Annotated in this window: 15 protein-coding genes and 2 pseudogenes; 13 read left to right on the forward strand and 4 right to left on the reverse strand. The window is 62.8% G+C overall.

The features are described 5' to 3' along the window. Positions 1 to 167 precede the first annotated feature (167 nt). The 7 genes from ACF8K2_RS00630 to ACF8K2_RS00660 all read left to right on the forward strand — a co-directional run bounded on the left by ACF8K2_RS00630 (position 168) and on the right by ACF8K2_RS00660 (position 7587). Complete coding sequence (locus tag ACF8K2_RS00630; protein ID WP_392463031.1) at positions 168 to 2882, forward strand: LuxR C-terminal-related transcriptional regulator; 2715 nt, start codon at positions 168 to 170, stop codon at positions 2880 to 2882. Positions 2883 to 3044: 162 nt separating this feature from the next. After that, complete coding sequence (locus tag ACF8K2_RS00635) at positions 3045 to 4652, forward strand: tetratricopeptide repeat-containing response regulator (protein WP_186554300.1); 1608 nt, start codon at positions 3045 to 3047, stop codon at positions 4650 to 4652. Further along, positions 4649 to 5341: a sensor histidine kinase KdpD gene (locus tag ACF8K2_RS00640; protein WP_186554161.1), complete on the forward strand. Its 693-nt coding sequence runs from the start codon at positions 4649 to 4651 to the stop codon at positions 5339 to 5341. Before ACF8K2_RS00635 ends, ACF8K2_RS00640 begins: the two co-directional genes overlap by 4 nt. Positions 5342 to 5476: 135 nt before the next feature. Then, complete coding sequence (locus tag ACF8K2_RS00645) at positions 5477 to 5755, forward strand: AbrB/MazE/SpoVT family DNA-binding domain-containing protein (RefSeq protein WP_186554160.1); 279 nt, start codon at positions 5477 to 5479, stop codon at positions 5753 to 5755. Beyond that, on the forward strand, positions 5752 to 6105 hold the full coding sequence (locus ACF8K2_RS00650) for a type II toxin-antitoxin system ChpB family toxin (protein ID WP_367616057.1): 354 nt from the start codon (positions 5752 to 5754) through the stop codon (positions 6103 to 6105). The genes ACF8K2_RS00645 and ACF8K2_RS00650 overlap by 4 nt, the downstream gene beginning before the upstream one ends. 24 nt (positions 6106 to 6129) lie before the next feature. Beyond that, positions 6130 to 6774: an MBL fold metallo-hydrolase gene (locus ACF8K2_RS00655; protein WP_368971832.1), complete on the forward strand. Its 645-nt coding sequence runs from the start codon at positions 6130 to 6132 to the stop codon at positions 6772 to 6774. 93 nt (positions 6775 to 6867) lie between these two features. Then, complete coding sequence (locus ACF8K2_RS00660; protein ID WP_186554157.1) at positions 6868 to 7587, forward strand: OmpA family protein; 720 nt, start codon at positions 6868 to 6870, stop codon at positions 7585 to 7587. 51 nt (positions 7588 to 7638) lie between these two features. Here ACF8K2_RS00660 and pta read toward each other — a convergent pair whose 3' ends face one another. Both pta and ACF8K2_RS00670 read right to left on the reverse strand, forming a co-directional pair. Then, a complete protein-coding gene (gene pta, locus ACF8K2_RS00665; RefSeq protein ID WP_392463034.1) occupies positions 7639 to 9726 on the reverse strand; it encodes a phosphate acetyltransferase in 2088 nt (695 codons plus the stop codon). A 31-nt stretch (positions 9727 to 9757) separates the two neighbouring features. Further along, complete coding sequence (locus ACF8K2_RS00670) at positions 9758 to 10045, reverse strand: DUF3565 domain-containing protein (protein ID WP_186554155.1); 288 nt, start codon at positions 10043 to 10045, stop codon at positions 9758 to 9760. 14 nt (positions 10046 to 10059) lie between these two features. Between ACF8K2_RS00670 and ACF8K2_RS00675 the strand changes: the two genes are divergently transcribed. From ACF8K2_RS00675 to ACF8K2_RS00685, 3 genes are all read left to right on the forward strand, one after another. After that, complete coding sequence (locus ACF8K2_RS00675) at positions 10060 to 10545, forward strand: peptidylprolyl isomerase (protein WP_186554154.1); 486 nt, start codon at positions 10060 to 10062, stop codon at positions 10543 to 10545. Positions 10546 to 10690: 145 nt separating this feature from the next. Continuing rightward, positions 10691 to 11173, forward strand: coding sequence for a glutathione peroxidase (locus ACF8K2_RS00680; RefSeq protein ID WP_264234756.1), 483 nt, complete (start codon positions 10691 to 10693; stop codon positions 11171 to 11173). Between the two features lie 149 nt (positions 11174 to 11322). Next, complete coding sequence (locus tag ACF8K2_RS00685; RefSeq protein WP_392463036.1) at positions 11323 to 12426, forward strand: NADH:flavin oxidoreductase; 1104 nt, start codon at positions 11323 to 11325, stop codon at positions 12424 to 12426. Here the strand turns inward: ACF8K2_RS00685 and ACF8K2_RS00690 are convergent. After that, a complete protein-coding gene (locus ACF8K2_RS00690; protein ID WP_392463037.1) occupies positions 12395 to 13612 on the reverse strand; it encodes a glycosyltransferase family 4 protein in 1218 nt (405 codons plus the stop codon). The genes ACF8K2_RS00685 and ACF8K2_RS00690 overlap by 32 nt on opposite strands. Positions 13613 to 13881: 269 nt before the next feature. Between ACF8K2_RS00690 and ACF8K2_RS00695 the strand changes: the two are divergent. Next, positions 13882 to 14514: pseudogene (locus ACF8K2_RS00695) on the forward strand (PAS domain-containing protein); the annotation flags it as partial. A gap of 180 nt (positions 14515 to 14694) precedes the next feature. Further along, a pseudogene (locus tag ACF8K2_RS00700) lies at positions 14695 to 15108 on the forward strand (methyl-accepting chemotaxis protein); the annotation flags it as partial. 40 nt (positions 15109 to 15148) lie between these two features. Here ACF8K2_RS00700 and cysZ read toward each other — a convergent pair. Then, on the reverse strand, positions 15149 to 15877 hold the full coding sequence (cysZ, locus tag ACF8K2_RS00705) for a sulfate transporter CysZ (protein WP_186554149.1): 729 nt from the start codon (positions 15875 to 15877) through the stop codon (positions 15149 to 15151). A gap of 328 nt (positions 15878 to 16205) precedes the next feature. On the opposite strand from cysZ, the gene trxB reads away from it, so the two are divergent. Beyond that, positions 16206 to 17168, forward strand: a complete 963-nt coding sequence (trxB, locus tag ACF8K2_RS00710; RefSeq protein ID WP_033701267.1) for a thioredoxin-disulfide reductase — start codon at positions 16206 to 16208, stop codon at positions 17166 to 17168. The last annotated feature ends 93 nt before the right edge of the window (positions 17169 to 17261 follow it).

Here is a 17261-nt window from a genome sequence, read left to right on the forward strand (position 1 = left end):
ACCAGCCCAAATACCTCAGGCACGTAATCCCAATCAATCCGTACTGTTTCTTTTTGTCGTAGTCTTTTTCACGACATCCGTCCCCATCATCTTCAAATACGCTGCGATACCCGCTAGTCTCGCAACAATCCGTACCGCCGAAGTCTTCCAATTAGAACGAGCCGGCCATGACAGATTTGTCCCGTATGCATGGATTCGCCAGTCAGGCCATAGGCCTGCTGGACGGGCGTTTCTTCCGGCCACCGTTGCCGGACGGCCACGTCCCGCGTGATCGCCTGTGTCAGCGCCTGCAAGCCGGGCTGGGCGGACGCCTGTTGCTGGTCAACGCCCCGGCAGGTTTTGGCAAAAGCTCGCTGGCCATCGAATTCTGCCAGGGCCTGCCCGGGCACTGGCGCAGTCTCTGGTTGGGGCTGAGCCAGCGTGATGCCGATCCTGGCCGCTTCCTCGAGCGCTTGCTTGAAGGCCTGCAGCAGTTCTGCCCGGCACTCGGTGGCCAGGCCATGGGGCTGTTGAAGATGCGTCAGCGCCATCAACCGTTCGCGTTCGAAGAGTGGCTCGATGGTTTGCTCGATGAGCTTGCGCTCTACCTGCAAGCCGATAGCCCATTGCTGCTGGTACTGGACGACTATCACCTGGCCCAGGGACCGGTTCTGGACCGCTGTCTGCAATTCTTCCTCAACCACCTGCCAGGTGGCCTGGTGCTGATGATCACCAGTCGCCAGCGCCCCGACTGGCACCTGGCGCGTTTGCGCCTGTCGCGCCAGTTGACCGAGCTGAACGAGCAGGACCTGCGCCTGACCCCCGAGGAAGCACTGGCGGTTATTGGTCGACAACCCACCGGCCTGCGTGGCCAGGCGCTGGACAACCTGATCCAGCGCAGCGATGGCTGGGTGGCAGGCTTGCGGTTCTGGCAACTGGCGGCCAGCGAGTCGGGGGACGAGCATGCCTTGCCCCAGGCCCTGCACGGGGGCGAAGGGCTGATTCGCGATTACCTGCTTGAAGAAGTCATCGATATCCTGCCAGCCGACGTGCAGGCGTTTCTCTACGAGACGGCCTGCCAGGAGCGCTTCTGCGCCGAACTGTGCGATGCCCTGCGCGAGCGCCAGGACAGCGCGGACATCCTGCGGTATCTGCAAGCCCATCAGGTGTTTCTGGTGCCGCTGGACGAACACGGCCACTGGTATCGCTACCACCACCTGTTTTCCGACCTGCTGCGCAGCCGCGAGGCCCGCGAGCCACTAGGAGATCTGCACCTGCGCGCCTGTCGCTGGTTCGAGCGCCAGGGCTTGCTCGATGAAGCAGTAGAGCAGGCTTTGCGTGCTGGCCATCTGAATGTGGCCGCCGACCTGGTGCAGAGCCTGTCTGAGGAGCAGCTGCTGGCCGAGCAGAATGTCGGCATGTTGCTGCGCTGGAAAATGGACCTGCCCGACAGCCTGCTGATCAGCACGCCACGCTTGATCGTGCTCTACAGCTGGGCCTTGGGCCTGGCTTGTCAGCTGGACGCCGCCGAGGAGCTGGCCGCGCACTTGAGCCGCTTCCTGCCAGCGCCGTCGGCGACTGCGCAAAAGTCCATGCTGGCCCAGTGGCTGGCCTTGAGCGGGGTGATCGCTCGCGGTCGCGGCGATCGCGAGCGCACCTTGGCCTACTGCGGCGAAGCCCTGCACAGCCTGCCGAACAAGCGCTATGGGCAACGCTTGGTGTGCCTTTCGACCTTGTCCAACCTGGCCATTGCCGACGCCGACTTCTGGCGTGCGCGCGGCTGGAATCGCGAGGCCCTGGAGTTGGCGCAACGGGTCGGCAACCCATTGTTCGAAGCCTTGGCCCATTACGACCGGGCGCGCGTGCTGCATGCCCGTGGCGAAGTAGAGCGAGCCCTGGACGAGGTGCGTCAAGGCTTGCAGCGCTTGCAAGGGCTGTCAGCGCAGCGACTGTACGCCGTGCGTGCCCGGCTGACCCTGTACGAAGGCTACCTGCTGGCCACCCACCTACAGCCGGCCCAAGGTCGCGCCCGCCTGCGCGCAGGGCTTAGCGAAGCACGTGCCTGCCGCGACATCAGTGTGCTGATCGGCCACTGCGCGATCGCCTCGCTGGAAGGTCGCGAGGGCCACTTCGCCGAGGCCTTCGCGGAACTGGCTGAGGCCGAGCGCTTGATGCACATCTGGGATGTGCCACCGATTTTCTACCTGGCCATGATCACCCTGGTGAAGTGCGAGCTGTGGTTGGCCCAGGGCCGTACCGACCTTGCCGAATCCTGGTTGCTGCGCCTGGGCCAGACCTACGGCGGCGAGCAGCCAGCGGCTGCGCCAGAGTTTCATCCGCTACTGCCGCTGCACATCGAATTGCAGCAGGCCCTGCTCGAACGGGTGCTCGGGCGCCCCGAAGACGCCGCCGCGCGCCTGCGCGGTTTGGTTGAGCGGGGGCAGGCCAGCGGCGGGCACATGTTGCTGGTCAGTGCCTTGTGCCAGTGGATCGCGTTACTGCTGGCGCAAGGGCGCGACCAGCAGGCCGTCAGCCTGCTGCCCAAAGCCCTGGAGGCGGCTCAAGGGGGCGCGTTGCAGCCTTTCCAGAAGCTGATCGAAGCGCACCCCCACTGGTTACGCGAACACCTGTCGGTGCGCGCCGCCTGCGCCACTCAAGTCGCCTTGCTGGCGCGCTTGCCGCAGCTGCCAGTCAGCAATGCCAGCAATGAAGCGCTAAGCGGGCGTGAGCTGGCGGTGCTGGAGCTGATCGCCCAAGGCTGCTCCAATCAGCAGATCAGCGAACGGTTGTTCATTTCGCTGCATACGGTCAAGACCCACGCCAGCCACATCAACAGCAAGCTCGGCGTCGAGCGGCGCACCCAGGCGGTGGCCAAGGCCAAGTCGCTAGGCCTACTGGCGTAGTGGCTGCTGGGGGGGATTGCTGGCTACAATAGTGGCTCAAGGCCATTATTGCTGGCGCCGCTGTTTCCGGGCTCATCTTTCTTGCCCTGCTGCCGATAACCGAATCGGCGGCATGCATCGCCGCACGCCATTTTCCAACTACTCCCAAGACAGGTCGTGTTGATGCTGCAGTACGGGCAAAAAAGCTTTCTGATCGTCGACGACTTCACCGACTTTCGCACCTCTACCCGCTCCATGCTCCGTGAGCTGGGCGTGCGTGACGTGGACACCGCCGACAGCGGCGAGCAGGCGCTGCGCATGTGTGCGCAGAAGCGCTACGACTTCGTGCTTCAGGATTTCCATCTGGGGGATGGCAAGAAGAACGGCCAGCAGGTGCTCGAGGACCTGATCCTCGACAAGCTGATCAGCCATGAATGCGTGTTCATCATGGTCACCGCCGAGAGTAGCCAGGCCATCGTCCTCAGTGCCCTCGAGCATGAGCCCGATGCCTACCTGACCAAGCCATTCAACCGCGTCGGCCTGGCCCAGCGCTTGGAAAAGCTGGTGCAGCGCAAGACCTTGCTCAAGCCCATCCTGCAGGCGCTCGACCGCGCCCGACCGGCCGAGGTATTGGCGGCCTGCGCCGCGCTGTGCAAGCAAGATCCACGCTTTGCACCGCTGTGCTTGCGCTACCGGGCCGATGCCCTGCGCGATCTGGGGCGTTTTGACGAACTGGAAAAATTCCTCAAGTCGATCCTCGCCAGCCGCCCTCAGCCATGGGTCTATTCGATGCTCGGCAGCGTGCTGCACAAGCGCGGCCAGCATGCCCAGGCGCAAGGGGTGTACGAGCAGGCGCTCAAGGCCTTCCCGATCATGCCCAGCCTCTACGATGGCATGGCCGAGGTGCTGGTGGCCCAGGGCGAAACCAAGCGCGCCCAGCACATGCTTGAAGAGGCCGTGCGCCTCTCGCCCCTGGCCGTGCGCCGACAGGCCGCACTGGGCAAGCTGGCGCTGGATAACGAAGATTTCGAAAGTGCCTCCAAGGCCTACCGGCATGCGGTCAACCAGGGGCAGAGCTCGCGCTACAAAGACGCCGAAACCAACCTTGGCCTGGCCCAGGCCTTGATGAGCAAGAACGCAGGCTTTGGCCTGGATGCGCGCACCCGGGTCGAGATCAACACGGTGCTGAGCGAAGTGGCCAAGGAAAATGGCGACGACCAAGGGCTGCAAGTACGGGCCCGGCTGATGAAGGCGGCCAGTCTGCAACAGGCCGGTGATGCCGAAACTGCGGCGAAACTTACCGAGCAGGCCATGCAACGCCTGGACAAGATGGATCAGTTCTTCTCGGTGGAAGCGGCGCTAACGGTGGCCAAGCAACTGCAACAGCTCGGCCAGGAGTCGGCGGGCAGCGGCATTCTCAAGGGCTGCGTGGAAACCTACGGCGACGACCCCAAGGTCATGCAGAGCGTTGCCAAGCTCACCGATGACCCCACCGTGCTCGGCGCGGTCACCGAGGCGGTCGACCTCAACCGCCAGGGCGTGCGCAGCTACCAGGGCGGCCAGCTCAACGAGGCGCTGGAGATGTTCCGCCGGGCCCTGTCGCTGCAGCCGAAGAACATCAGCATTGCCCTCAACACCGCCCAGGCGTTGTTGCGTATCGCCGGTGAAAGCCCTTCGCCAACGCTGATGCAGGAATGTCGCGACTGCCTGCAGCGGGTGGCTGGCATTCCCGCCAGTGATAGCCGTTATGATCGTTACCGCAAATTGCATATCCGGGTCTTTGGCGCATGAACCAGGACAATCAGGGGCTGGATTTTTCCACGGTGATCGCCTCCACCGTGCATGACATGAAGAACTCGCTGTCGGCCCTGATCCAGGCCCACTCGCAATGGCTGGCGCGTCTGCCCGAGGCGCAGCGCGAGGGCAGTGAGCAGGGGGTGATAGAACATGAGTTACGTCACCTCAACGGCATGCTGGTGCAAATGCTTGGGCTGTACAAACTGGGCGTCAACCAGTTGCCGATCTGCCCGGACTACCACGAGCTGGAAGACTTCATCGAAGCCCAGCTCGCCGCACAGCAAGAGGTGCTCAAGCAGCGCGACATCCTCGCCACCTGGCGCATCGAAACGGACAACCCGCTGGGTTTCTTCGACCGCGAGCTGGTCGCCTCGGTGGTGGGCAATGTGCTGACCAACGCCATCCGCTATGCCGGCCACGCCTTGCTGATCAGCATCGAGGAAGAGGGCGAGCAGTTGATCATCAGTGTCAACGATGACGGGCCGGGTTATCCCGAGCGCATGCTCGAGCGCCAACAGGACTACGTACAAGGGATTGATTCGAGCACGGGCAGCACCGGCTTGGGCTTGTACTTCGCTGCGCGGATCGCGGCGTTGCATGAGCGCGATGGGCTCAGTGGGCGGATCGAGATTGCCAATGGCGGCGCGTTGGGCGGTGGGTTGTTCCGCTTGTACCTGCCTTGAATCTGACAGCGCTTCTCAGCGATTTGTAGGATCGGTCTGGTTCAAGCTTTTTGGGCTTCAAAGAAAGCCTTGCGAATGACAATGTAGATACGGTGTTTCTACAAACAGCTTGCAATCATTCGGAGGGTTTCTACTATGTATCTACCTTTGGAGATACTTATGGAAGTCAAGATACTGCAGTGGGGTAACAGTGCTGCCATCCGCTTGCCAGCGGCTGTGCTAAAGCAGATGCGCTTGGGTATCGGCTCCAAGATGAGCCTCGATACCGCGGGCGAGTCGATGGTACTCAAACCTGTCAGGTCCAAACCCAGGTACAAGCTTGAAGAGTTGATGGCCCAATGTGACCTTGAGGCACCCGAGACCGAGGAGTTGGCGGCATGGAATGCCATGCGGCCAGTGGGGAAAGAAGTGTGAGGCGAGGTAAGTTCGCCAGAGGCGATATCGTGCGGATCAACCTCGACCCTACCGTTGGCCGTGAGCAGCAGGGCGCGGCCCGGCCGGCCCTGATCCTGACGCCTGGGGCGTTCAATACTTCAGGCCTGGCGGTGATTGTTCCGATCACTCAAGGCGGCCAATACGCACGACACGCTGGATTTGCCGTCACGCTCAGTGGCGCAGGAACACAGACACAGGGTGTGGTCCTATGTAACCAGCTGCGTGTCGTGGACCTTGAAGCCAGAAGTGCAAAGCGGATAGAAACCGTGCCCGAGGCGATAATCGAAGAGGCCTTGGCGCGAGTGCAAACGCTGTTCGATTACTCTTGAATGAAGGCAATTTGGTAGACCTAGATGAATGACGCCCCCACCGCCCTCATCCGCGAAACCTTCCCCGTCGGCCCCTTGCAATGTAACTGCACCCTGATCGGCGACCCAGTTAGCAAGAAGGCCATCGTCGTCGACCCGGGCGGTGACCCGGAAAAAATTCTCGCCCGCCTGCAAGCCCACGGACTGACCTTGGTGAGCATCATCCACACCCATGCCCACTTCGATCACTTCCTGGCGTCCGGTAAGCTCAAGGAGCTGACCGGCGCGACCCTCCACCTGCACAAGGACGACCAGCCACTGTGGGACAACCTGCCCATGCAGTGCCAGATGTTCGGCGTGCCCTATACCCCGGTGCCGCCGCCCGATCACTGGTTGGCCGATGACCAAGAGCTGGCCTGCGGCTGCGGCGTCGCCCTGCACACCCCAGGGCACACGCCTGGTTCGATGAGTTTCTGGTTTGCCGATGCCAAGCTGCTGATCGCCGGCGACACCCTGTTCCGCCGGGGTATCGGTCGCACCGATTTGTGGGGCGGCGATCAGCGGGCTATCGTTCGTTCGATCAAGGATCGCTTGTACCGCCTGGATGAAGAGGCTGTGGTGGTGACCGGGCATGGCCCGGACACCCGCCTCGGCGATGAGATGCGCGAGAACCCGTTCGTGCGCGCTTGAAATTTCATGGAATTTTTCCGCTTCGCTGTAATCCAAGGCTGGCATAGATCCATTCAAGATCACTGCACACTTGAATTTCAGTAGGAGCTTTCCATGTTCACCATGCGTCGTCTGATTATCGTCGCTACCGCCGCTGCCCTGATGTCGGGCTGCGTAAGCCAGAACCCTTACGACAACCAGGGTCAGGCGCAGGGCTCCTCGGGCATGAGCAAGACCGCCAAGTACGGCGGCCTGGGCGCACTGGCCGGCGCCGTGGCCGGCGCCGCCATCGACCACAACAACCGTGGCAAGGGCGCACTGATCGGCGCTGCTGCGGTTGGCGCTGCCGCAGCGGGCTACGGCTACTACGCCGACAAGCAGGAAGCCGCGCTGCGCGCGAGCATGGCCAATACCGGCGTCGAAGTGCAGCGTCAGGGTGACCAGATCAAACTGATCATGCCAGGCAACATCACCTTCGCCACCGACTCGGCGAACATCTCGCCAAGCTTCTACTCGCCGCTGAACAACCTGGCCGGCTCGTTCAAGCAGTTCAACCAGAACACGATTGAAGTTGTTGGCTTCACCGACAGCACCGGCAGCCGCCAGCACAACATGGACCTGTCCCAGCGTCGCGCCCAGGCGGTCAGCACCTACCTGACGTCCCAAGGTGTCGATCCATCGCGGGTGTCGGTGCGTGGACTGGGTCCAGACCAGCCAATCGCCAGCAACGCCGATGCCAATGGCCGTGCGCAGAATCGCCGGGTTGAAGTCAACCTCAAGCCGATTCCTGGCCAGCAATACGAGCAGCAAGGCCAGGTACAACAGTACCCGTAAGCTGTACGCGGTGAAGAGAAGGGCAAGCCAGTCGGCTTGCCCTTTTTCTTTTCAGGGCGTTCTGCTCGCCTGAATGGCGGTGAGCGCGATGGTGTGGACGATATCGTCGACCTGCGCCCCGCGCGGCAAGTCATTGACCGGCTTGCGCAGGCCTTGCAGCATCGGTCCAAGGCTGACCCCGTCAGTACTGCGCTGCACTGCTTTGTGGGTGGTGTTGCCGGTGTTCAAGTCCGGGAACACGAACACCGTGGCGCGCCCGGCTACTGGGCTATGTGGCGCCAGTTGGCGGGCGATCTCGGGGTTGGCGGCGGCGTCGTACTGCAACGGGCCGTCGATCAGCAGGTCATGCTCTGCCTGCTGCGCCAGGCGAGTGGCCTCGCGCACTTTCTCTACTTCCTCGTCACTGGCCGAATCGCTGGAATAGCTGATCATCGCTACCCGTGGCGCAATGCCAAAGGCCTCGGCCGACTCGGCGCTCTGCCGGGCGATCTCGGCCAGCTCAGCGGCACTGGGGTGCGGGTTCATCACGCAATCGCCGTACACCAGCACCTGCTCGGGGAACAGCATGAAGAACACCGACGACACCAGGCTGCTGCCTGGCGCGGTCTTGATCAGCTGCAAGGCTGGGCGAATGGTATTGGCCGTGGAGTGGACCAGGCCCGACACCAGGCCATCGACCTCATCCAGGGCCAGCATCATGGTGCCGATCACCACCGGGTCTTCGAGCTGCTGCTCGGCCATCGGCGCGTTAAGGTTCTTGCTCTTGCGCAGGTCGACCATCGGTTCGACATAGCGCCCACGAATCAGGTCGGGGTCGAGCACTTCCAGGTCTGGCGGCAGGGTGATGCCCTGGGCACGGGCCACGGCTTCGACGTCTTCAGGCTTGGCCAGCAGCACGCAGCGGGCAATGCCTCGCGCTTGGCAGATAGCCGCGGCCTGTACCAGCAGCGGTTCGGCACCCTCGGGCAGGACGATGCGTTTGTTGGCTTGCTGGGCCCGCTCGATCAACTGATAGCGGAATACTGCCGGAGACAGGCGCAGTTCGCGCGGCGTGCCGCAACGCTGATGCAGCCAGGCCGCATCCAACTGGCTGGCAACGAAGTCGGTGATGAATTCGGCGCGTTCGCGGTCATCTACCGGGATTTCGCGGTTCAGCGAATTGAGCTGGTTGGCAGTGTCATAGGAGCCGGTGCTCACCGACAAGATCGGCAAGCCTGCCTGCAACGCCCCGCGACACAAGCCGAGGATCCGTGGGTCTGGCTTGCTGTCGCTGGTCAGCAACAGGCCAGCCAGGGGCACGCCATTGATCGCTGCCAGGCTCACGGCAAGGATGATGTCGTCGCGATCGCCAGGCGTCACCACCAAGGTGCCGGGTTTGAGCAGCGGCACAGTGTTGGCCACTGTGCGGGCGCAGATGATGATGGTGTTCATCCGCCGTTGTTCGTAATCGCCGGCATTGAGTACTTGTGCGCCGAGCAGCTCGGCCACATCACGGGTGCGTGGGGCGTTGAGCTCAGGCTGGTAGGGGATACAGCCCAGCAGGCGGAAGTCGTTACCGCGCAACAGCGGCGAGTGCTCGCGCAGGCGGCTGGCGAACTCGGCCATGCTTTCCTCGGTGCGCACCTTGTTGAGGATCACCCCCAGCACTTTCGGGTCGCGGGGGCCGCCGAACAGCTGGGCCTGCAATTCCACCCGGCCAGACAATTCGCTGAGCACCTCGTTTTCTGGCGCTGAGACCAGAATGACCTCGGCGTCCAGGCTCTTGGCCAGGTGCAAGTTGACCCGCGCCGCGTAGCTGGCGTGGCGAGTCGGCACCATGCCTTCTACCACCACCACATCGTTGCCGACGCAGGCCTGTTGATAGAGGCGGATGATTTCTTCGAGCAGCTCGTCCAGCTGGCCGTCGCCGAGCATGCGCTCGACATGCGCCAGGCTCAGCGGCGTCGGCGGCCTCAGGCCATGGGTGCGGGCGATCAGTTCGGTGGAGCGTTCCGGGCCGGTGTCACCGGGATGGGGCTGGGCGATCGGCTTGAAAAAACCAACCTTCAGCCCGCCGCGCTCCAGGGCGCGAACCAGGCCTAGGCTGATGGAGGTCAGGCCGACGCCAAAGTCGGTTGGCGCAATGAAAAATGTTTGCATGCGTGCTTCTCGAGATAAGCGGTGCAAGGGATCAATCGCCAAGGGTATCGCTATCGGCCCCTTGCGCGCACCAGCCACAATCGAATAGCTGGCCGATGCGCTGTTCGCGCAGCGCTGCATCGAGCACCCAGGGCCGGGCCTGCCACGGCGGTTGGTGGCGCAGGTGCTGGGTGTGGCCGCAGGACAGATCGACTACCCAGTGGCCTTCTTCGTCCTGATGAAAGCCTGTAACCCGACTGACGGGTCGCCCATCGTGGGCGGTGCGTTCGCAATCGGGCGATGCCTTGGTTACACTTGTCCGCTCTACATTCTTTTGCAAAAGGTCTCGCCCCCATGCCGATCGCCGCCAACAAGGCTGTCTCCATCGACTATACCCTGACCAACGACGCCGGGGAGGTCATTGACAGCTCCGCCGGCGGCGCGCCGCTGGTTTACCTGCACGGTGCTGGCAACATCATCCCAGGCCTGGAAAAAGCCCTGGAAGGCAAGAACGTCGGTGACGAACTGGAAGTTGCCGTCGAGCCAGAAGAGGCTTACGGCGAATACCTGGCCGAGCTGGTCAGCACCCTGAATCGCAGCATGTTCGAAGGCGTCGACGAGCTGGAAGTGGGCATGCAGTTCCACGCTTCCGCTCCGGACGGCCAGATGCAGATCGTCACCATCCGCGACCTGGACGGCGATGACGTCACTGTCGACGGCAACCACCCGCTGGCTGGCCAGCGCCTGAACTTCAAGGTCAAGGTTGTCGATGTGCGTGATGCCAGCGAAGAAGAAATCGCTCATCGCCACATCCACGGCGAAGGTGGCCATCACCACTGATTTTCTGCGCTAAGCTCAGAGAGTCGCCAGGCGCTCGGGCAAGCCGTACTTGCCCTCCATGGGAGGGTTGACGGTTTGCCCGCGCGCCTTTTTAGTGGGCGCAATTCGCCCCAGCGACAACCGGGAACCGAGAGGGGATTACATCATGAGTGCATTTCACGACCTGACGTTGAAGGCGTTGGACGGCAAGGACCTGCCCCTTGCACCGTTCAAGGGCCAGGTGGTGCTGGTGGTCAATGTCGCCTCCAAGTGTGGTCTGACGCCGCAGTACGCTTCGCTGGAGACGTTGCACCAGCAGTTCAAGGGCAAGGGCTTCAGTGTCTTGGGCCTGCCCTGTAACCAGTTCGCCGGCCAGGAGCCTGGCAGCGAGAAAGAGATTCAGGACTTCTGCAGCCTCAACTACGGCGTGAGCTTTCCTCTGAGTGGCAAGCTTGAGGTCAATGGCCCGCAGCGCCATTCGTTGTACCGCCTGCTGGCGGGCGAGGGGGCTGAGTACCCGGGGGATATCAGCTGGAATTTCGAGAAGTTCCTGGTGGGCAAGGACGGCCGCGTACTGGCTCGGTTTGCCCCGCGCACTGCACCGGATGATCCGACGGTGGTGCAGGCGATCGAAAAAGCCTTGGGCTAATCGCCCTGGGGGCGCCATCAGAGTGACTACTGGCTACAACAGCCATCACAGACACTTCGATAGCCCCCGATCACTCTAATCAATAGTGCTGTGCCGGCCATCTGGCGCCCCCTAAGCTCAGGTGAATTTCTCACCTATGGGAGCGCCCGATGTCCACCAACCCGCTGTTCCAACCCTTTACCCTGGGCGCCCTCGAGCTGCCGAGCCGGTTGGTCATGGCCCCTATGACCCGCACCTTCAGCCCCGGCGGTGTGCCGCATGACGGCGTGGTCGAGTACTACCGTCGCCGCGCCGCTGCTGGGGTTGGCCTGATCATCACCGAAGGCACCACGGTCGATCACAAGGCGGCCAACGGTTACCCCAACGTGCCGCGCTTTCATGGTGAGGATGCCCTGGCCGGCTGGAAGCGGGTGGTCGACGCCGTCCACGCTGAAGGCGGGCGCATCGTGCCGCAGCTATGGCACGTGGGCAGCGTGCGCCGCCTGGGCACTGAGCCAGATGCAGCGGTGCCAGGCTATGGGCCCAGCGGCAAGCGCAAGGACGACAAGGTCCTGGTCCATGAGATGAGTCACGCCGATATCCAGGAGGTGATCGCTGCGTTCGCCCAGGCTGCGCGGGATGCCCAGGCCATCGGCATGGATGGGGTCGAGATCCATGGCGCCCACGGCTACCTGATCGACCAGTTCTTCTGGCAAGCCAGCAACCAGCGTGATGATGAATATGGCGGTGATCTGGCCGCGCGTTCGCGCTTTGCCATTGAACTGATCCAGGCCGTGCGCGCGGCGGTAGGGCCGCACTTCCCGATCATCCTGCGATTCTCCCAGTGGAAGCAGCAGGACTACAGCGCCCGCCTGGTAGAAACGCCTGAGGCCCTGGCCGCCTTCCTCAAGCCCCTGGCCGACGCCGGTGTGGATATCTTCCATTGCTCGACCCGCCGCTTCTGGGAGCCTGAATTCCCAGGCTCGGCGCTGAACCTGGCCGGCTGGACCCGCAAGCTCACCGGCAAGCCCACCATCACCGTTGGCAGTGTTGGCCTGGATGGCGAGTTCCTGCAGTTCATGGTCGACACCGACAAGGTGGCCAAGCCCGCCAGCCTGGAAGGGCTACTGCGCCGCTTGGATGATCAGGAGTTCGACCTGGTGGCGGTAGGGCGCGCGCTGTTGGTCGACCCGCAGTGGGCACAGAAAGTCCGCGAGGGGCGTGAACAGGAGGTGCTGCCGTTCAGCCGCGAGGCGCTGTCGAGCCTGGTTTGATGGCCATGGCAGAGGCAGTGCCGATGTTGGCAGGCAGAGTGGGCTGACGAGAGGCGCTACTCAGATACCCCTCGAACTGCTCGACAATCGCCGGCCAGCCCTGGCGGCTAGCGTGCTGGCGGGCATTGAGGCGGACCCGGCGCAGGGTCTCGTTTTCTTCCAGCAGCCAGCAAGCGGCATCGATGAACGCTGCCTGGTCACCCGGCATGGCCAGCGCACCGCTATGGCCGTGGCGGATGTGCTGGGCGGCAGCGGCTTCGTCGTAGGCGACCACGGCCAAGCCTGAGGCCAGCGCTTCGAGGACCACATTGCCGAAAGTCTCGGTGAGGCTCGGGAATAGAAACAAGTCGCCGCTGGCATAGTGCTCGGCCAGCACCTCACCCCGTTGAGCCCCGCAAAACACCGCATCGGGCAACTGCTGCTCCAGGCTGGCGCGTTGTGGGCCGTCGCCAACCATGATCAAACGCAGGCGCCGCTGTGGATAAGTGCGTTGTAGCGCCTCCATGCACGGGCGCAACAGGGAGAGGTTTTTCTCTGCCGCCAGCCGCCCGACATGCAGCACGGCGACGTCGTCCGGCGCCAACCCCCACTGCTCGCGCAGCGCCTGACTGCGCCGGGCCGGATTGAACAAGCAGGCATCGACGCCGCGCGCCATTAGCGCCACGCCCACGAACCCCCGCCGCTCCAGCTCCAGGCGCTGGCTGATGCTCGGCACCAGCGTGGTTGCCGTGCGCCGGTGGAACCAGCGCAGGTAGTGGGTCAGCAGCCGCGCCAGCAGACCCAACCCGTATTGCCCGGCATATTGCGCAAAGTTGGTGTGAAAGCCGCTGACTACAGCGATCCCCAGTCGCCGCGCGGCACGCAGGGCGCTCAGCCCGAGCGGCCCTTCGGTGGCGATGTACAACACGTCCGGCCGCTGCCGGCGCCAACGCCGCCACAGCTTGTGCACCGAGACGCCGCCCCACTGCAAGCCCGGATAACCCGGCAGCGGCCAGCCCTTGCACAGCAGCAGGTTGTCGTCGTCCTGTGCCGCGGGGTCATCGGCCTGGCGCGGGCGGATGATCTCTACCTGATGCCCGCGTTGGCGCAAGCCGTCGCTCAGCCGGCCAAGGGTGTTGGCCACGCCGTTGATCTCGGGTGGAAAGGTTTCGCTGACCAGGGTGATGCGCAGGCTCGGTGTATTCATGACAAAAAGTTTCCGCGCGCGCCGTTGCGGTTAAGTGACGGCGTTGTGACGGGCAGATGACGGCTGATTTCCGGCTGTTTCGCTTGTATGAATATTTCCTTGCAGCGCACTCAAGAAGGTTGCCGATCCAGCCGATGCAGATGCATTCGAATGGCCGTTTGCGCTCCAGGAGTGCGGTAATGTTCAACAACAAACTCAAGCAAGAAATCCAGCAGTTGCGTGAAGAGCTGCTGTCGATGGAGCAGGTCAAAAGCAGCCTCGACAGCGAGATGCTGGTGCTGCAGCTCGACCCCCAGGGGCGCATCGAAACGGTCAATAGCAACTTTGAGCAGGAAATGCTCTATCGCGCCGAGCAACTGATCGGACGCAACATCGAAGAGATCGTGCCGGCCCATGTGAAGAAGCTCGATTTCTATCAGCGCATGAACAGCGCCATCACCCGAGGCGAGCACCTCAATGGCGCCTTCCGTCTGCTGCGCGGCAATGGCGAGGAGGCCTGGTTGCGCTCGATTCTGCAGCCGGTCAAAGGTAGCGACGGGCGGATCAAGTATTTCAGCCTGCATTCCAGCGACCTGACCCGCACCATCGAAACCTCCCGCGAACACGAAAGCCTGATCAAGGCGTTGATGCGCTCCACAGCGGTGATCGAGTTCAGCCTCGACGGCCAGGTGCTGACCGCCAACGACCGCTTTCTACAGACCATGGGTTATCGCCTGGAGCAGGTGCGCGGCAAACACCACCGGCTGTTCTGCGAGCCGGAAGAAGCCAACTCGGCCGGTTACCAGGCGTTCTGGGACAAGCTGCGCCGTGGCGAGTTCGTGGCTGACCGGTTCAAGCGTATCGATGCCCATGGCCGGGTGGTTTGGCTCGAAGCGTCCTATAACCCGATCATCGATGCCCACGATGTGCTGTACAAAGTGGTCAAGTTCGCCACGGTCATCACCGATCAGGTCAATCAGGAATTGGCGGTAGCGCAGGCCGCAGACATTGCCTACACCACCTCCGTGGGCACCGACGCCAGTGCGCGTAAGGCGACCGATGTGGTCACGCAGACGGTCAGCGTGATGCGCGGTCTGGAAGTCTCGATGCAAGAGGCCGCCGAGGGCATCCAGGCGCTGGACACCCAGTCACGGGTGATCGGCTCGATCATCAAGACCATCAGCGACATCGCCGGGCAGACCAACCTGCTGGCGCTTAACGCCGCCATCGAGGCCGCGCGTGCCGGCGAGCAGGGCAGGGGGTTTGCGGTGGTTGCCGACGAAGTACGGCAACTGGCTTCGCGTACCAGCACCGCTACCGAGGAGATCGCCCGGGTGGTGCAGCAGAACGAGCAGTTGGCCCAGGCCGCGGTGGATATCATCGACACCAGCAAGCGCCAGGCCGAGCAAGGCCTGAGCTTGGCCGGTGAGACCGGGGATGTGATCGTCGAGATTCAGGATGGGGCGAAGAAGGTGGTGGAAGTGGTAGGCCAGTTCTCCAGCCAACTGAGCCACTGATCCGGGTGCCGAGGGGCTGCGCAAGGCAGCCCCACGCTTTTCAGCTACGCTCGCGCACCCAGAACAGGGTGGCCCCGGCCACCGCCGCGGGCATCATCACGATGTTGACGAAAGGAATCAGCAACGCCAGGTAGGTAATCCCACCAAAGCCCATGCTCTGCCAGCGCTTTTGGCGCAGCCAGGCGAGCATGTCCTGCCAGCTCATCTTGTTGTTGTCGGCCGGGTAGTCGATGTACTGGATGGCCATCATCCATACGCCGAAGATCAGCCACAGCGGCGCGGCGATCACGTTCACCACCGGGATGAACGAGAGGATGAACAATCCGAGCGCACGGGGCAGGAAATAACCCAGTTTGCGCATTTCCCGACCGAAGGTACGCGGCACCATGGCCATCAGCTCACCCCAGCTGAAGGCCGGGAAGGTGTCCTCACCGCGCACCACCACCTCGACCTTCTCAGCGAGAAAACCGTTGAACGGCGCGGCGATGATGTTGGCCACCAAGGTGAAGGTGAAGAAAATCATCAACACCAGCAAGGCGACGAACAGCGGCCAGAGGATGTAGGTGAGAAAGCTCAGCCAGTCCGGCAAGGTCGGCATCAGCGTATCGACCCACAGGCTGAATTGGTGTCCGGCGAAGTACACCAAGGCGCCGAACAGCAACAGGTTGATTGCCAGCGGCAGCAGCACGAACAGCCGCAGGTTAGGGCTCAGGACCAGTTTCAGGCCTTCGCGCAGGTACTGGGGGCCGGAAAGGACGGGGGCTTGCATCGAGACGCTCCGCAAAAGAGAAAAACGCGCTGACCTTACCGAGTTTGCCGCGCCGACGAAAGGCGGGCAGACGCCGAGAAACGGGCTGTAACAAAAGCAGGTGGATAATTTCTATCGGTTTTTCGCTTGGATAGAGCCTCTCTATAAGGTGGATTGTCGGAGGATATTTCCTTAATCTCTGCGACCTCGCTACAGTGCGCTCAACTTTCGGTTTTCGGACCTGCGCGTTGTAGCCTTCCCCAAGTGCTGCGTGGGTCCTTTTTATTCCAGCTGCCGCCGCCGGTACATCGATGCCGACCCCGTGCGGCCCGCTCGACAGGAGTTCGACATGTCTGAAGTACGTCATTCGCGCGTGATCATCCTCGGTTCCGGCCCTGCCGGTTACAGCGCCGCGGTGTATGCCGCACGCGCCAACCTCAAGCCGCTGCTGATCACTGGCATGCAGGCTGGCGGTCAGCTGACCACCACCACTGAAGTCGACAACTGGCCGGGCGACCCCCATGGCCTGACCGGCCCAGCCCTGATGCAGCGCATGCAGGAGCACGCCGAGCGTTTCGAGACCGAGATCGTGTTCGATCACATCAACGCCGTAGACCTCGCCAACAAGCCGTTCACCCTGCAAGGCGACAGCGGCACCTACACCTGTGACGCACTGATCGTCGCCACCGGTGCCAGCGCTCGCTACCTGGGCCTGCCGTCGGAAGAGACCTTCATGGGCAAGGGCGTTTCTGCCTGCGCTACCTGCGATGGCTTCTTCTATCGCAACAAGCCGGTCGCTGTGGTGGGTGGTGGTAACACCGCTGTCGAAGAAGCCCTGTACCTGGCCAACATCGCCAGCAAGGTCACCCTGGTGCACCGCCGCGAAACCTTCCGCGCCGAGAAGATCCTGGTCGACAAGCTCAACGCCCGTGTGGCCGAAGGCAAGATCGAGCTCAAGCTCAACGCCACCCTGGACGAAGTCCTGGGCGACAACATGGGCGTTACCGGTGCGCGTCTGAAGAACAACGACGGCAGCAGCGACGAGATCAAGGTTGACGGCGTGTTCATCGCCATCGGCCACACCCCGAACACCTCGCTGTTCGAAGGCCAGCTGACCCTCAAGGACGGCTACCTGGTGGTCAATGGCGGCCGTGAAGGCAACGCTACCGCGACCAACGTTGAAGGTGTGTTCGCCGCGGGCGACGTGGCAGACCACGTTTATCGCCAGGCAATTACCTCGGCCGGCGCTGGCTGCATGGCGGCACTGGATGTCGAGCGTTACCTGGACGGGCTGGCTAACGCTTCGTTCTAAGGCATCTGATGCACAACGCTGGGCTGGTCAGCCAAAGCCATTGGCGGCCGGTCTGGCGCTATCGCGGGGCAAGCCCGCTCCCACGTGGTGTAT

The organism is Pseudomonas sp. xss_2 (assembly GCF_043104195.1).
In the GTDB taxonomy this organism is placed as follows: domain Bacteria; phylum Pseudomonadota; class Gammaproteobacteria; order Pseudomonadales; family Pseudomonadaceae; genus Aquipseudomonas; species Aquipseudomonas urmiensis.

Coding starts and splice junctions, on each gene's coding strand:
- ACF8K2_RS00630 (WP_392463031.1), top strand. CDS start 168: ATGACAGATTTGTCCCGTATGCATGGATTCGCCAGTCAGGCCATAGGC.
- ACF8K2_RS00635 (WP_186554300.1), top strand. CDS start 3,045: ATGCTGCAGTACGGGCAAAAAAGCTTTCTGATCGTCGACGACTTCACC.
- ACF8K2_RS00640 (WP_186554161.1), top strand. CDS start 4,649: ATGAACCAGGACAATCAGGGGCTGGATTTTTCCACGGTGATCGCCTCC.
- ACF8K2_RS00645 (WP_186554160.1), top strand. CDS start 5,477: ATGTATCTACCTTTGGAGATACTTATGGAAGTCAAGATACTGCAGTGG.
- ACF8K2_RS00655 (WP_368971832.1), top strand. CDS start 6,130: ATGAATGACGCCCCCACCGCCCTCATCCGCGAAACCTTCCCCGTCGGC.
- ACF8K2_RS00660 (WP_186554157.1), top strand. CDS start 6,868: ATGTTCACCATGCGTCGTCTGATTATCGTCGCTACCGCCGCTGCCCTG.
- pta (WP_392463034.1), bottom strand. CDS start 9,726: ATGCAAACATTTTTCATTGCGCCAACCGACTTTGGCGTCGGCCTGACC.
- ACF8K2_RS00675 (WP_186554154.1), top strand. CDS start 10,060: ATGCCGATCGCCGCCAACAAGGCTGTCTCCATCGACTATACCCTGACC.
- ACF8K2_RS00680 (WP_264234756.1), top strand. CDS start 10,691: ATGAGTGCATTTCACGACCTGACGTTGAAGGCGTTGGACGGCAAGGAC.
- ACF8K2_RS00685 (WP_392463036.1), top strand. CDS start 11,323: ATGTCCACCAACCCGCTGTTCCAACCCTTTACCCTGGGCGCCCTCGAG.
- ACF8K2_RS00690 (WP_392463037.1), bottom strand. CDS start 13,612: ATGAATACACCGAGCCTGCGCATCACCCTGGTCAGCGAAACCTTTCCA.
- cysZ (WP_186554149.1), bottom strand. CDS start 15,877: ATGCAAGCCCCCGTCCTTTCCGGCCCCCAGTACCTGCGCGAAGGCCTG.
- trxB (WP_033701267.1), top strand. CDS start 16,206: ATGTCTGAAGTACGTCATTCGCGCGTGATCATCCTCGGTTCCGGCCCT.